The sequence below is a fragment of the Shimia sp. MIT1388 genome (genome assembly GCF_047124445.1).
In the GTDB taxonomy this organism is placed as follows: Bacteria; Pseudomonadota; Alphaproteobacteria; order Rhodobacterales; family Rhodobacteraceae; genus Shimia.
Map to the genome: position 1 here is coordinate 2,451,427 of NZ_CP138921.1, position 14,612 is coordinate 2,466,038.

Consider the following 14,612-nt stretch of genomic DNA (forward strand, 5'->3'; position numbering starts at 1 on the left):
ACCATCAGGGCTCATATTTTTCGAGAAAGGCTTCTGCCTTCAGCGCGCGGAAATCGGAAAGCGCCGCGCGCAGTCGCGCATGCTCCCAATCCCACCACGCCAAAGCCATCAAGCGATCCGAAACGGCTTCGCTGAACCGACGTCGCAGAGGTGTCGCCGGCATGCCTGCAACAATCATGTAAGGCGGCACATCCTTGGTCACCAAGGCGCCACTGGCAACGATGCTGCCATGGCCCAAAGTCACTTCAGGTTTAATCATGGCACCATGCCCGATCCAGGTGTCATGCCCAATGGTGGCCACGCGGCTTTGACGATGCGCAAAGAACGCGGCATCCGGCTCGGCATCGTCAAAATAGTCGTCAGACCGATAGAGAAAATGGTGCAAAGAGGCGTTTTCCATCGGATGGTCCGTCGCCCCAATCCGACTAAAGGCAGCAATGTTGGCAAACTTGCCAATCTTGGCATTGGCCACCTCAGCCATCCGGTCACAGTAGGAGTAATCATCAAAATGCGCAGAGATAACCCGGCTGCCCTGCCCGATCTCCACATAGCGCCCAAAGGTGGCGTCATGCAGAATGCAATTGTCATGGATCAGCGGTGTGTCTGCTGAGAGTTTGGGCATAGATCGCTCCCCTCGCGCTTGATTTAAGGATGCCTCCGGCGGGGATAACTCGGCCGCGATAACTTGTCGGGCCACACATATCCTCGCCGAAGGCGAACTCGGTCAATGACCGCTGTCATCTGCCGCAATAAGCTTGCGGCGCAGCCAGCCGGAGAACCAATCCATCACCATCACCATCAAGATGATCAGCACGATGTAGTAGGTCACCTCTTCCCAGTCTTTCTGGGTGATCATGGCCTGTGTCAGCATCAAACCAATGCCGCCCCCCGTGATGGCGCCGATGATGGTCGCACTGCGGGTATTGGATTCCAGATAGTAAAGGATTTGGCTCAACAGGATCGGCGTAATTTGCGGGATGACGCCAAAGCGATAGCGTTGCACCGGCTTGGCCCCGGTCGATTGAATGCCTTCGATTTGCTTCTTGTCCACGTTTTCAAGCGCTTCAGAGAACATTTTTCCAAAGCTGCCAGTGTCCGTGATCAGGATCGCCAGAGCGCCGGTCAGGGGGCCAGGGCCAAAGGCGCGTGCCAGTACAATGGTCCAGATCAACGCATCCACACCGCGAAAAAAGTCAAAGAACCGACGTGTGACTTGGCGCACCACCATAAACGGCGAGAAGTTCTTCGCCGCCATAAAAGCCAGTGGCAATGCCACCATCGCGGCGCCCATTGTGCCAAGGAAGGCCATCAAGATGGTTTCAAAGATCGCCCAGGCCACATCCTGATGCCGCCACATCTTGTTGGTCCAGAAATCCTGCCAGATTTCGGCATGCTCGCCGCCCAGCGCGCGCGACATCACTTCGCCAACGCTCAGGCCGGAATACGAGCTGTCCAGTGTGAAGAAGAACAGCTCCCAGCCGGAAAAGTAGCGGAACACTTCTGTCCGGTTGCGCGTGATGGTCAAGCGACCTGCGTCTGTAGTGATGGTCATCCGATTTTTAGATGCGTTGATCCACGATGGCGTTTCGTCAGTCGGCAAAACCGCCTGCACCCCTTTGGACCGGCTCGGCTGCGCCGTTACAATCCCATATTCCGGAATTGCATAGCTGACAAAGTTGTCCGCCCCAAAGGTCACAACGTGACCGTCTCCCAGATCAATGACCGTTTCGTTTTCGCCACGGGTCACCCACTCTGGTGACGCGCCCTCGGGATAGGTACCCTTGCGCTCACCTTCTATGGCGGCGCTGATCTCTCCTGTGCGATTGTCACGTGTGACGTGTGTCTTGTAGCTGTAACTGTCCGCCACCAACGCGCGGGCATTTTCCACCTCAAACCGCTGTGCCAGTCCCGGAATGTCAAAGGCAAAGAAAATGTAGGTCAGATAGGCGATCACAACGGCAGGCACGCCAAAGCTCATCAGCTTCTTACGATTGAACAGACGGTCCGTCTCGACCTTCAGCAGATCGGTTTCATTGGCAATGATGGTCATGACGCCACTTTCTGAGTTTTGCCGTGTGTCAGGCGCTCGCGCACCACGGAAGAGAGTTGATCGACTGCAACGATGGTCAGGAACAACAGCAAGAAAATTGCCATCGCGTCGTCATACTGACCTTTGCCCCAGCTCATGGCGTTGCGCAGTTCGTAGCCGATACCGCCTGCACCAACGAAGCCAAGGATCGCAGAGGCGCGGATGTTGATTTCAAAACGCAGCAGCGCGTAGCTGAAATAGTTCGGGGCCACCTGCGGGATCACGCCAAGCCACATCCGTTGAGCCCAGGAAGCCCCGACCGATTGTAGCCCCTCGACCGGCTTAAGGGAGGCATTCTCATTGACCTCCGAGAACAGCTTGCCCAGCGCGCCCGCTGTATGGAACGCAATGGCAATCACCGCAGGCACAGGCCCGCCGCCCATCACAAAAATCAGCACCAGCGCAATCACGATCTCCGGCATCGCGCGCATGATGTCCATCACCCGGCGAAACAGCGGGATCAGCCGCGGCCACTTCGCCATGCCGCGCGTAGACAGCAACGACAGCAACATGCCCAGCATCGCCCCCAAAAGCGTGGAAGCAGCGGCAATATTTATTGTCTCGATCAACGATGGGAAATACGTCCAAAGATTGCCCGGCAATTCCGCAATCTTCTCAATCGCTTCGCTCAGCACCTCTTTGGGGAAATCAAAAAACCGGTGCAGCCCGTCCCAGAAACCGCCTGCGTTCCGGTCATCTGCAATCATGAAACCGGTGACCATTAACGCGATAAACACCACCAGGATGATGCCGTCCATCATCCGTTTGCGCCGCATCTGCGCCAAGTAGTCGGCGCGGATGTCCAAAACGCTTGAAGCCTGATCTGTCATGATCACCCTTTCATTCAAAAAACAGGCCCCGTAGAAACGAACGGGGCCTGCCAAAACCAAGTATTCTTGACTTAGTTGGACTTCAGCTTGCGTGCCTCGATGATCACCTCATAGGCGTCATGGCCGATTGGCATCACACCTTTGGCCTCGCCAGACAGCACGCCATAGGCGCAATCTGGATCAATCGACGGCAAGGACGCCATCAACGCAGTGAACTTGACTTTCACGTCCTCTGGCAGCGCTTTGCGCAGCACGATTGGGCCTTCAGGGATTGGCTTGGACTGCCAGATTTTAACCAGCTCGTTCATGTCCACAAGACCCGCATCAACCGCACGACGCAGCGCGCCGGAGTTGTAGCCGTCTTCCCACTCGCCCAGACCGTCAGCCCAGGTCACACCGCCGTCAAAGTCGCCGTTGTTCACGCCAACAATTGTCTGCTCGTGGCCGCCAGAGAACTTTACTTCGCCGAAGTAATCGCCAGAGGTCATGGTCGCGCCGGTGGCTTCAGGAATTTCGATGGACGGGATCAGGAAGCCGGAAGTGGAGTTCGGATCACCAAAGCCAAAGGTCTTGCCTTTCATGTCTTCCAGCGAGGCGATGCCGCTGTCTTTGCGGGCAAAACCGATGGAGTAGTAGCCGTAGCCGCCGTCCACATTTACTTTCACCAGGATCGGCTCAACCGCTTCCGGGTCGGACAGATAGGTTTTGGCGTAGCCGGATGCGCCAAGCCAAGCCATGTCGATGGTACCGCCCAGCAAGCCCTGGATCACGCCGTTGTAGTCCGCCGGGGCGAAGAGTTTGGTTGGAACACCCAACACTTCCTCAGTCTTTGCACGCAGGCACTCGTTGTTGTTCAGACGGTCCTGAGCGTTTTCGCCGCCCAACAGGCCAATGCGGAATTCGCTGATTTCTTCTGCCACAACAGGTGTTGTCAGAGCAGTGGTTGCCAGTACGGCAGCGAGCAGTTTTTTCATCGTGTCTCTCCAGTTGGTAAAACCCCACGCAGTTCGCGGCGTGGAGCATGATGAAAGTCAGGCAAGTTCGAGTTGGGCGCGCTCTTTGGCGGTGCGGTCCAGCGTCTCGATCTCAGTCGAGGTGGCCGCTTCGCTAAAGGAGGCATCTGCGCCGTAAATGTCGCGTGCCACACCAGTGGTCAGCTGCGCTGGGGTTCCGTCAAAGACGATCCGCCCATCGCGCATGCCGATCACGCGGTCGCAATAGCGGCGCGCGGTGTCCAGCGTGTGCAGATTGGCAATGACCATGCGGCCGTCTTCTTCGTGAATTTGGCGCAGCGATTGCATCACCACCTGCGCGTTCATCGGATCAAGAGAGGCAATAGGTTCATCTGCCAAGATAATCTTTGGATCCTGCATCAAAGCCCGCGCAATGGCGACGCGTTGTTGTTGGCCGCCGGAAAGCGCTTCGGCGCGTTTGGCGGCATGTTCAGCAATGCCCAGACGATCGAGAATATCAATCGCGCGGTGGATGTCCTCATTGGGGAACAGGTTGAACATCGTCGCCACTGTGCTGCGGCGATTCAGCGTGCCATGCAGCACGTTGCTAACCACATCCATCCGCGGCACAAGATTGAACTGCTGAAAAATCATTGCGCATTCGCTTTGCCAGCGACGCTTGTCACTGCCTTTAAGCGCGGTGATGTCACGACCATCAAACATGATCTGACCAGAGGACGCCTCTGTCAGACAATTCAACATGCGTAACAACGTGGACTTACCCGCGCCTGATCGCCCAATGATGCCAATCATGGCGGGGCGATCCACCGCGATATTGGCCGCATCAACGGCCACGTTTGGACCAAAGGCCTTCGTTAGTTTTTCAATTCGCAGCACAACTCATCCCCGCGTCGTTTCTGTGCGGAGCGCTAAAGGATGAATTCAAAGCTGAATTGTCGTTTTGATGAAGAATTCGTAACGGCCCTGCTTTCTGCCACTCATTTCGTTACAGGGCCTTCAATCCAGAGGTTTCGCCAGCGCAGTCAAATCTGGAGAACCGCACTGCATTCAAATCCATTTCGGCATCGAAGTTAGAGATTCAAAAAAAGCTGCACATTCGGTGCGATTTCTCTCTTGACCCCACCTCAGGAAGGGCCTAAATCGCACTCCACTTACGGCGGTATAGCTCAGTTGGTTAGAGCAGCGGAATCATAATCCGCGTGTCCGGGGTTCAAGTCCCTGTACCGCCACCAAGAATTCCAAAGCCCGGATGGACCGCCATCCGGGCTTTACTTTTTGGACATGAGCGCACGAAAAAAGGCGGCGGACATTTCTGCCTCACCGCCTGCCTATTTCTCACGAACCGCTCTCAGACTTTCGCCGACAGCATGGTTTCCAGCATCATAGCACTCTTGCGTACGCCCTCCGCGGCTTCCTCACGCACAATGCCATAGCCGCGAATTTCCTTCGGCGCCGTCAAAAGCGCCCAGCACGTGTCGCGGTCCTTTTCGCTGTATCCGCGCTCGACGAGATCCAATACGCACTCAAACCACTCAAGCAGCTCGCGATCCAGCTTTCGGTCTGCGCTGAAACGGAACGGATCCAGAAACGACCCACGCAACCCACGCGCCTTGGAAAGCGCCCCCAACAGGGGCTGCATCCATGGCCCCAGCTTGACCTTTTTGGAACGCCCCTGTGCATCACGGCCCAAAGGCAACATCGGAGGCGCCATATGGTAATTCACTTTGAAGTCGCCTTCGAATTCCTCATTCAAGCGCTCGGCAAACGCTGCACCCATATGCAGGCGTGCGACTTCGTATTCGTCTTTGTAGGCCATGAGCTTGAACAGTGACTTTGCCGCTTCGATCAGCAGATCCCCAGGCAGCACTTGTGCCAGTTTCTTCATGCGGGCCTCAAACCGCGCGGCATATTTGGCATTTTGGTAGTCGGCCAAAAACGCAACCCGCTTGGCAATCACGTCGTCCGCCGTTTCCGCAACGCGGGGCTTTTCCAGCGGGATGGCCTCCGGATCATGTGCCAAAACACGGCCAATATCGAAGGCTTTGGCGTTTTTCTCCACGGCGACGCCGTTAAGCAGGATTGCCTGCTTCAAAGCCACTTCACTCACTGGCACCAATCCCCGCTGATACGCAAACCCAAGCATCATCACGTTGGCAAACACGCTGTCGCCCATGACCTTCTCAGCCATCTTGTTCGCATCCAGCGCGCGCACATTGTTGGTGCCCACAGCCTTACGAATGACCTCTTCCCGCACGCCCACTTTCAGGTCTGCGTCCCGATTCAGGACCAGATCACCGGTTGGCATCTCCGCCGTATTGAGCACCACTTGCGCGCCTTTGCGATAGTGGGCACTGGCTTTGGGCGCAGAGCTCACCACCACATCGCAGCCAATAACCGCATCTGCCGCGCCACTCTCGATACGCACCTGATTGACCGCTGCAGGGCTGGTTCCGAGACGGATATAGCTCAACACTGTGCCAAATTTCTGCGCGAAACCTGTGAAGTCGAGCACCGAACTGCCCAGCCCTTCCAGATGCGCTGCCATGGTGATCAAAGCGCCGACGGTCACAACCCCTGTGCCGCCTACACCGGTCACCAGAAGGTCAAATGGCTTGTCTAGCGCGGGCAGGCTGGGCGCGGGCACCTTTTCCAACAAGCCAGCCACATCGACATTCGCGCCGTCCTTTTTGCGCCGCTTTGCGCCGGACACGGTCACAAAGCTCGGGCAGAACCCATCCACGCAGGAATAGTCCTTGTTGCATGTGCTCAGGTTGATCTTCCGCTTACGCCCAAACTCGGTCTCAACCGGCTCCACGCTCAGACAGTTGGACGCCTTGGAGCAATCGCCACAGCCCTCACAGACCAACTCGTTGATAAAGGCAAACGTATCGGGGTCTTCCATCTTCCCGCGTTTACGGCGGCGGCGTTTTTCCGTGGCGCAGGTTTGTTCGTAGATCAGCAAAGTCACGCCTTCGATGTCGCGCAGTTCGCGCTGCACCGGATCCATGTCTTTACGATCGTGGAAGGACGTGTCTGGCGGAAAATCTGCTTTGGAAAACTTGGAAATGTCGTCACTGACCAAGGCAATGCGGGCCACACCTTCGGCGCGCGCGTTCCAGGCGATACCATGTACCGACACCGGGCCATCCACCGGCTGGCCACCGGTCATGGCAACCGCGTCATTGAACAACACCTTGTAGGTGATGTTGGCTTTGGCGGCGACTGCCTGTCGGATCGCCAGCGACCCCGAGTGATACCAGGTACCTTCTCCGAGGTTCTGGAAGATATGCTTATTGCCATTGTACTTTTGGGCCACAGCCACAGGCACGCCTTCACCGCCCATCTGGGCATAGCCGCCGGTGTCACGGTTCATCCAACTGGCCATCACGTGGCAACCAATGCCGCTCATGGCTTTAGAGCCATCCGGCAATTTGGTGGACGTATTGTGGGGGCAGCCGGAGCAGAAATACGGTGTGCGATTTGCTCCCGAAACATTCAACACAGGCGGCTTTTCCTCGGTTAGCGATGCGGCCTTCTCAAGCAGATCCTCATCTGGGAAGAGCCGCGCCAGACGTTCCGCCACCACAGGCACCAGCATCTTTGGAGAGAGTTCGCCAGTCCAAGGCAAAAGCGGGTCGCCAACGGCGCGGTGTTTGCCAACCATCTTCTCCGGCTTATCGCCCGGCCAATCATAAAAGTACTCTTTGAATTGGCTCTCGATAATGCCGCGTTTTTCCTCGACAACCAGTACTTCGGTCTTGCCGCGCACAAATGCCAGCGCGTCGCGGCGGGCAAGAGGCCAGACCATGCCAACCTTGTAGATGTCGATGCCAAGGCGGCGACAAGCTGCTTCACCCAATCCCAACAGGCGCAAAGCTTCCATCAAGTCCAGATGGCCCTTGCCGGTGGTTACAAACCCGAACGTCGCTTCCGGAATGTCATAGATACTCTGGTCAATTGGGTTCGCTTCAACAAAAGCTTCGACGGCACGCAGTTTATGACCGATGCGAGTTTCAATCTCAGGGCTGGGCAGATCGCTCGGACGCACGTGTACGCCCCCCGCCGGCATGTCGAAATCTGGCGTTACGAACTTGCGATCGGCTTGCAACTCCACAGAGCGGCCAGACTCCACCGTTTCCGAGATCGCCTTGAAGCCCACCCAAGTGCCACTAAACCGGCTAAGCGCGATACCGTATTCGCCAAAAGCGAGGTATTCGTCCACGCTCGCCGGGTTCAGTGTCGGCATGAACCAAGACATAAAGGCCACATCCGATTGATGCGGCATCGAGGAGCTGACACATCCGTGGTCGTCACCCGCCACAACCAGCACACCGCCTTTGGGGGAGGAACCATAGGCATTGCCGTGTTTGAGCGCGTCGCCAGAGCGATCAACGCCCGGGCCTTTGCCGTACCACATAGAGAACAGCCCCTCGACGTCGCAATTCGGGTCCAGCGTGGCTTGCTGGGCTCCCAAAACAGCTGTGGCGCCAAGGTCTTCGTTCACGGCGGGCATGAAGGTGATGTTTTGTTCTTTGGTGCGATTGCGCTCCCGCCAGAACTCCAAATCCAACCCGCCCAGAGGAGAGCCACGATACCCGGACACGAAGCCGCCGGTGTTGAGCCCGGCCTCGCGGTCCCGCCGCGCCTGATCGAACATGATCCGCACAAGGGCTTGCGTGCCGGTCAGAAACACTCGCCCCTCTGTTTGGTCATACCGATCTGATAGGGCATAGCTTTGAAAATCGTGGCTGGCTTGGGTCATCGCGCGCTCCTCCTGAATTGTGGTATTTTCTCACAAGACAGGCGGTTTTCCGTTTCAGTTCCCCTGGATTTCGCCCACGCACCGAATTACTGTTTCATATTGAGGCGGAAAAACGGAACCGAATGCCATGAATCTCGATTCGAAAGATCGCAAACTGCTCGCCCTGTTGGAAAAGGATTGCCGCCTATCCAACGCGGATTTGGCAGTCGAAGTGGGCATGTCGACCTCCGCATGCTGGCGCCGCATTCGTGCCTTTGAAGAGGCCGGGCTGATCGCAGGATATGGTGCGCGTCTCAGTCAGGAAAAGCTCGGCTTCACCTTCCACGCCATTGTCCATGTACAACTCACCCGCCACGATCCAGCGAACCTCAAACGCTTCATCGAAGCGGTGACCTCACGCGAGGAAATCCGCATGTGTTTTGCGACCACAGGCACGGCAGATTACCACATGCGGGTGCGCTGCACCGATATCGAGGCCTACAACCGCTTCCTCGAGGACTTCCTCTTCACCCTGCCTGCGGTAAGTTCGGCACAAACCAATGTTATCCTGCGCGATCTGAAGTCCTAAATCTTGCTACTGCACCAGATTTCCGGCTAGCTCAAAACCGACAACAAAAGTGAGCCTCTGCCATGAGCAAGACAATCTACATCCTGAACGGCCCGAACCTGAACCTTCTGGGGAAACGGCAGCCGGAGATTTATGGCCATGACACGCTCGCCGACGTAGAGGCCAACTGCGCGAAGGTTGGGCAGGAAAATGGACTGTCGGTGACGTTGATGCAGTCAAACCACGAAGGCGAAATTGTCGAGATGATCCACGCGGCACGCGACAACGCCGCGGGCATCATTATCAACCCGGCCGCCTACAGCCACACCTCTGTGGCCATTCTGGATGCGCTTAACACCTTTGAAGGCCCAGTGCTGGAAGTGCACATCTCCAACATCCACAAACGCGAAGAATTTCGCCATCACAGCTTTGTCTCTGCGCGCGCGGAAGGCGTGATCGCCGGATGTGGCGTGAACGGTTATGCGCTTGCGATGCGCCATATGGGCACGTTGCTCAGCTAAGCCAACCCCTCAAAACCCACGAAAAAGGCTCGGACACACCTGCCCGAGCCCTTCTCTCATTTCTTCCGCATCGCATCCAGCAACGCCGCGCCCAGGGCGCCATTGCCACCGTCCTGCTGCTTTGGCTTGGCACTGTAGTTGCCCCCTCCGCCGCGTGGCCCTTTGCTGCGTGGGCCACCGCTTGGACCTCCACGCCCCTTACTGCCGAAGCCGGAACGCGCATTGCGATCTTCTTTGGCAGAGGCCCCGCCATCCTTACGCATCGACAAACCAATACGCTTGCGCGGCACATCTACTTCTGTGACCGTGACTTTCACCACATCCCCGGCTTTCACCACTTCGTGTGGATCTTTCACAAACCGATCCGCTAACTGGCTCACATGCACCAAGCCATCCTGATGCACACCAACATCCACAAATGCGCCAAAAGCGGCCACGTTTGTTACGGTCCCTTCCAAAGTCATGCCCGGCTTCAGGTCGGAGATCTCCTCAACCCCATCAGCAAAGGTCGCGGTTTTGAAGGATGGCCGCGGATCGCGTCCCGGTTTTTCCAATTCGGAGAGGATGTCACGCACAGTAGGCAGACCAAACTGTTCGGAGACAAAATCCTCTGCGCGCAGACGCTTCAAGGCCGTGCCATCGCCCATCAAGGTACGCACATCCCGCCCACAAGTTGACACGATTTTGCGCGCAACTTCATAGGCTTCCGGGTGCACTGCACTGGCGTCCAACGGCTCTTCCCCTTCCGTGATGCGCAAGAACCCCGCGCACTGCTCAAACGCCGCGGGCCCCAGCCGTGCCACATCCAACAACGCTTTGCGTGAGCCAAAGGCGCCGTTGGCATCACGGTGCGCCACAATCGCCTCCGCCAAAGCTGGCCCAAGACCCGACACATGTGCCAAGAGCGGTGCGGAAGCCATGTTGAGATCCACTCCAACCGCGTTCACCGCGTCTTCAACTACGGCTTCCAGCGACTTGCCCAGACGATGCTGATCCACGTCGTGCTGATACTGACCCACGCCAATTGACTTGGGTTCAATCTTCACCAACTCCGCCAGCGGATCCTGCAAGCGACGTGCAATCGACACCGCGCCGCGCAGGCTCACGTCCAACTCCGGGAACTCCCGCGCCGCCAATTCACTAGCCGAATATACGGATGCCCCGGCTTCGCTCACCACAACCTTGGTCGGCACTTTCACGCCTTTGGGCAACAGCTTCAGCGTTTCACCCACAAGCTTTTCGCTCTCGCGGCTCGCTGTACCATTACCGATCGCGACCAACTCAACGCCATGCTTGGCAATCAGCGCCAAAAGGGTCGCCTCGGCACCTCGCACATCATTCTTAGGCTGGAATGGATAGATCGTTGCGGTGTCAAGCAACTTGCCGGTGGCATCCACCACTGCCACTTTGCAGCCAGTACGAATGCCTGGATCGAGGCCAAGCGTCGCTTTCGCGCCCGCCGGCGCCGCCAGCAACAAGTCTTTGAGATTGCGCGCAAAAACCTGAATGGCCTCTTCCTGTGCCCGCGCGCGCAACTCTCCCATCAGGTCCACAGTCATGGTCAGGCTCAGCTTCACCCGCCAGGTCCAGCCGGCAATCTTGCGCAGCCATACGTCGCCGTCCCCGTCGGTGCGGGTATCCAGATAGCTCGCGACCATCGCTTCGGCACGCTCCTTACCGCCTTCAGGATCAGGACCAATATCCAGTGTGATCACGCCTTCTTTGGACGCGCGCATCATCGCCAACGCTCGGTGGCTTGGCACTTTGGACCAAGGCTCAGAATGTTCGAAATAGTCGGAAAACTTCGCGCCCGGCTGCTCCTGCCCCGCAATCACCTTCGCCGCCACAATGGCCTCATCCTGCAAGAACTTGCGCAACTCCCCCAAAAGCGCCGCGTTTTCGGTCAGCCCTTCGGCAACAATGTCCCGCGCGCCATCAAGCGCCGCCTTCACATCCGCAACCGTCTCGGTCACGTAATCCGCTGCCAGCGCTTCCGGGTCTTTGGAACGGTCTGCCAAAATAGCTTCCGCCAAAGGCTCCAACCCGTTCTCACGAGCAATCATCGCTTTCGTACGCCGTTTCGGTTTGTAAGGCAGGTAAATGTCTTCCAACGCCGCCTTGGTCTCCGCCCCGACAATCGCCTTAGCCAACTCATCGGTCATTTTGCCTTGCTCAGTGATCGAGGCTGCCACAGTCTCGCGTCGAGCTTCAAGCTCACGCAGATAGGCCAGGCGATCCGCCAAGGTCCGAAGTTGCGTGTCGTCCAGCCCCCCGGTGACTTCTTTCCGATAACGGGCGACAAATGGCACCGTTGCCCCCTCATCCAACAGTTTCACAGCGGCACCAACCTGATCGGGTTTGGCGGTGATCTCGCCTGCAATGGTGCGGAAAATGCGGGTGCTGGTGTCCACGGAAACTCTCTCCTGATCTGCGTTAGGATACCCTTCTTACCACCATGCCCCGCCGCGCCAAGCGCCGAATGTGACCGTGTGTAAAAACTTGCCGGAGCCTAAATCCATCTGCGCGAATTTGAACACAGTTGTGTATATGCGCACCGAATTTAACAAACTCCCACAATCGCTATACTGCAAACAGACCAAGGAGACGGACGATGCCAATCACCCATACAGACTACAAATCCTCAGAAACCTTTGATTTCCCAGGCGCCATTACCCTGCGCATCTTGCTCACGGGTGAAGACACAGACGGGGCACAGGAAGTGTTTGAAGACATCGTGCAACCGGGCATCGGCCCCGGGCGTCATATTCACCACGACCAGGATGAAACTTTCTTTTTCTTAGAAGGCGACTTCATCGTCGAAATTGACGGCGTGGAGCACGAGATGTCGCCAGGCGACGTCGCCTTCATCCCGCGCGGCAGTGTGCACGCTTTCAAAAACGTCGGCACCACCGAAGGGCGGTTGCGCTACATTTTCTCGCCAGCGCTGAAAATGGAAGCCATGTTCCGCGCCTTTCACAAAGCGGCGCAAGGCGGTGAAATCACTGAAACCCAAATGTCAGAAATTGCATCCGCCCATGGCCAGACCTTTGTCGGCCCGCCGCTTTAAACGCGTCGCCCCGGCTAAGCGCCGGGGCCACGTTTCACGTGTTACCCATCAAGCCCAAGCTGTGCCAACAGCGCACCCATCACGGCGCGCTCGTCATCATTCATGTCAGCTTTCCGGCTCTTGAACAGGGTGGCTTGCGACTTCAGCACCAACGCGTCACTCAAAATCTTGAGGTGGTTGGCACGCAGTGTATCACCAGTCGAGGTGATATCCGCCACGCCCTCAGCCGTCAGGTTTTTGATGGTGCCTTCTGTGGCGCCTTGGCTGTCGACCAATTGATAGTCTGCAACACCGTTGTCCTGCAGAAACTCCCGAACCAAGCGGTGATATTTGGTCGCAATTCGCAGACGGAACCCATGCGTGCGCCGGAACGCAGCCGCAGCAGCATCCAGGTCTTCCAACGTGTCCACATCAACCCAACAGCCAGGTACCGCGATGATCAGATCCGCATGCCCGAAACCAAGCTCAGCTTTCTCTTGTACCTGCTGCTCCCACTGGCCCAGCTTTTCGCGGACCAAATCAGTGCCGGTCACGCCCAGATGAATGCGACCTGCGGCCAACTCACGCGGGATTTCGCCTGCTGACAGCAAGACCAGTTCCACACCTTCAACACCCTCAACCGCGCCCGCGTACTCTCGGTCCGAACCAGTCCGGCTCAAGGTCACTCCACGTGCGCCAAACCAATCAAAGGTCTTTTCCATCAGACGCCCTTTGGAGGGCACACCCAGTTTGATGGTCATGCCGCATCCTCCAATTGCACCAAAATGCCGGGGCGAATGACACCACCAACCGCCGGAATTTCACGTCCTTGACCAAGCACTTGCGTCAGCGCATCGTACCGCCCGCCAGTGGCCACCGGAGGCAAATCCGCGCGGCCTGGAACATAGAAGCCAAAGACAAACCCGTCGTAATACTCCATCGATGTGCGGCCGTAGCTGGCCTCAAACTCCAGCGTTTCCACATCGACCCCACGCGCCTCCAGCGCATGCATGCGATCCCTTAGGCGAAAGGCGGCCTCGGTGATGGCCGGCATATCCACCGCCAAATCGCGGATGTGTTCCAATGCGTTGGGCAGAGTTTCACGAACATTCAGAAGCGCTTCGATCAACTCAACCTGCAATGGGGAAATCGGATCAGCGACAACATCTGCCCGCAACCCGTCGATACGCTCTGCCACCTCGGACTGCGACCGCAAGCCAATGTCCGGATAGTCGTGTGCCATTGGATCGTCTGCCGCCAACAACGCAGCGCGGCTTGCAGGCATTTCAGCTTTACCGGAGTAACGATCCAAGAGGGCCTTAAACTTGCGCGGCCGCCAGATATGACGCGCCAGCGCCCGCTTGCGGCGCTCGGTGGTTTCCAAACCGGCAACCGCCGCTGCCAGAATACCAATATCCCCTGTCGCGGCCCGCAGTTCGACACCTTTCAGCGCTTCCTGCATCACGGCAAAGACTTCGGCATCACTTGCGGGAGGGTTCTCGCGGTCAAAAACCTCGTAACCGACCTGCATATACTCATTTGCGCGGGTTTGGTCTTCTTCCTGTCGACGGAAAACTTCCCCCGCATAAGTATAGCGCGCGGGCTCGGCACCATGCGCCATGTGCATTTGCACAACCGGCACCGTGAAGTCGGGGCGCAGCATCTGCTCTCCACGCAAGGCGTCAGACGTCACATAGGCCCGCCCACGGATGTCCTCGCCATAGAGGTCGAGCAAGGCTTCCGCTGGCAACAACACGGGTGTCTCTACCGCCACAGCGCCCGCCGCCTCGAATTCAGAGGCCAGCGCCGCCGCCCGTGCTCGGATTTTTGCTTTCTCAGACAT

Annotated in this window: 12 protein-coding genes and 1 tRNA gene; 4 read left to right on the forward strand and 9 right to left on the reverse strand. The window is 57.4% G+C overall.

Going from position 1 to position 14,612, the window contains the following annotated elements; all coding sequences use genetic code 11:
* Positions 1–4 precede the first annotated feature (4 nt).
* From SIB92_RS12255 to phnC, 5 genes are all read right to left on the reverse strand, one after another.
* Positions 5–622, reverse strand: coding sequence for a chloramphenicol acetyltransferase (locus SIB92_RS12255; protein ID WP_412552322.1), 618 nt, complete (start codon positions 620–622; stop codon positions 5–7).
* A 102-nt stretch (positions 623–724) separates the two neighbouring features.
* Positions 725–2,050: a phosphonate ABC transporter, permease protein PhnE gene (phnE, locus tag SIB92_RS12260; RefSeq protein WP_412552323.1), complete on the reverse strand. Its 1,326-nt coding sequence runs from the start codon at positions 2,048–2,050 to the stop codon at positions 725–727.
* On the reverse strand, positions 2,047–2,919 hold the full coding sequence (gene phnE, locus SIB92_RS12265; RefSeq protein ID WP_412552324.1) for a phosphonate ABC transporter, permease protein PhnE: 873 nt from the start codon (positions 2,917–2,919) through the stop codon (positions 2,047–2,049). The genes phnE (SIB92_RS12260) and phnE (SIB92_RS12265) overlap by 4 nt, the downstream gene beginning before the upstream one ends.
* Positions 2,920–2,990: 71 nt before the next feature.
* Positions 2,991–3,893: a phosphonate ABC transporter substrate-binding protein gene (phnD, locus tag SIB92_RS12270; RefSeq protein WP_412552325.1), complete on the reverse strand. Its 903-nt coding sequence runs from the start codon at positions 3,891–3,893 to the stop codon at positions 2,991–2,993.
* 57 nt (positions 3,894–3,950) lie between these two features.
* Positions 3,951–4,769, reverse strand: a complete 819-nt coding sequence (phnC, locus tag SIB92_RS12275) for a phosphonate ABC transporter ATP-binding protein (protein WP_412552326.1) — start codon at positions 4,767–4,769, stop codon at positions 3,951–3,953.
* 279 nt (positions 4,770–5,048) lie between these two features.
* On the opposite strand from phnC, the gene SIB92_RS12280 reads away from it, so the two are divergent.
* Positions 5,049–5,125 (forward strand) — tRNA-Met (locus SIB92_RS12280).
* 116 nt (positions 5,126–5,241) lie between these two features.
* Here the strand turns inward: SIB92_RS12280 and SIB92_RS12285 are convergent.
* Positions 5,242–8,655: an indolepyruvate ferredoxin oxidoreductase family protein gene (locus tag SIB92_RS12285; protein ID WP_412552327.1), complete on the reverse strand. Its 3,414-nt coding sequence runs from the start codon at positions 8,653–8,655 to the stop codon at positions 5,242–5,244.
* Positions 8,656–8,782: 127 nt separating this feature from the next.
* Between SIB92_RS12285 and SIB92_RS12290 the strand changes: the two genes are divergently transcribed.
* Complete coding sequence (locus tag SIB92_RS12290; protein ID WP_412552328.1) at positions 8,783–9,223, forward strand: Lrp/AsnC family transcriptional regulator; 441 nt, start codon at positions 8,783–8,785, stop codon at positions 9,221–9,223.
* A gap of 62 nt (positions 9,224–9,285) precedes the next feature.
* Positions 9,286–9,723: a type II 3-dehydroquinate dehydratase gene (gene aroQ / locus SIB92_RS12295; protein ID WP_412552329.1), complete on the forward strand. Its 438-nt coding sequence runs from the start codon at positions 9,286–9,288 to the stop codon at positions 9,721–9,723.
* 56 nt (positions 9,724–9,779) lie between these two features.
* Here aroQ and SIB92_RS12300 read toward each other — a convergent pair whose 3' ends face one another.
* Positions 9,780–12,134 carry a Tex family protein gene (locus SIB92_RS12300; RefSeq protein WP_412552330.1) on the reverse strand — a complete coding sequence of 785 codons (2,355 nt, stop codon included), beginning with the start codon at positions 12,132–12,134 and terminating at the stop codon, positions 9,780–9,782.
* A gap of 200 nt (positions 12,135–12,334) precedes the next feature.
* Between SIB92_RS12300 and SIB92_RS12305 the strand changes: the two genes are divergently transcribed.
* The gene (locus tag SIB92_RS12305; RefSeq protein ID WP_412552331.1) at positions 12,335–12,790 is read left to right on the forward strand and encodes a cupin domain-containing protein; all 456 of its coding nucleotides are present in this window, start codon (positions 12,335–12,337) and stop codon (positions 12,788–12,790) included.
* Positions 12,791–12,831: 41 nt separating this feature from the next.
* On the opposite strand, the gene hisG is transcribed toward SIB92_RS12305, so the two are convergent.
* Together hisG and SIB92_RS12315 are read right to left on the reverse strand one after the other, a co-directional pair.
* Positions 12,832–13,530: an ATP phosphoribosyltransferase gene (gene hisG / locus SIB92_RS12310; RefSeq protein ID WP_412552332.1), complete on the reverse strand. Its 699-nt coding sequence runs from the start codon at positions 13,528–13,530 to the stop codon at positions 12,832–12,834.
* The gene (locus SIB92_RS12315) at positions 13,527–14,612 is read right to left on the reverse strand and encodes an ATP phosphoribosyltransferase regulatory subunit (protein ID WP_412552333.1); all 1,086 of its coding nucleotides are present in this window, start codon (positions 14,610–14,612) and stop codon (positions 13,527–13,529) included. Before SIB92_RS12315 ends, hisG begins: the two co-directional genes overlap by 4 nt.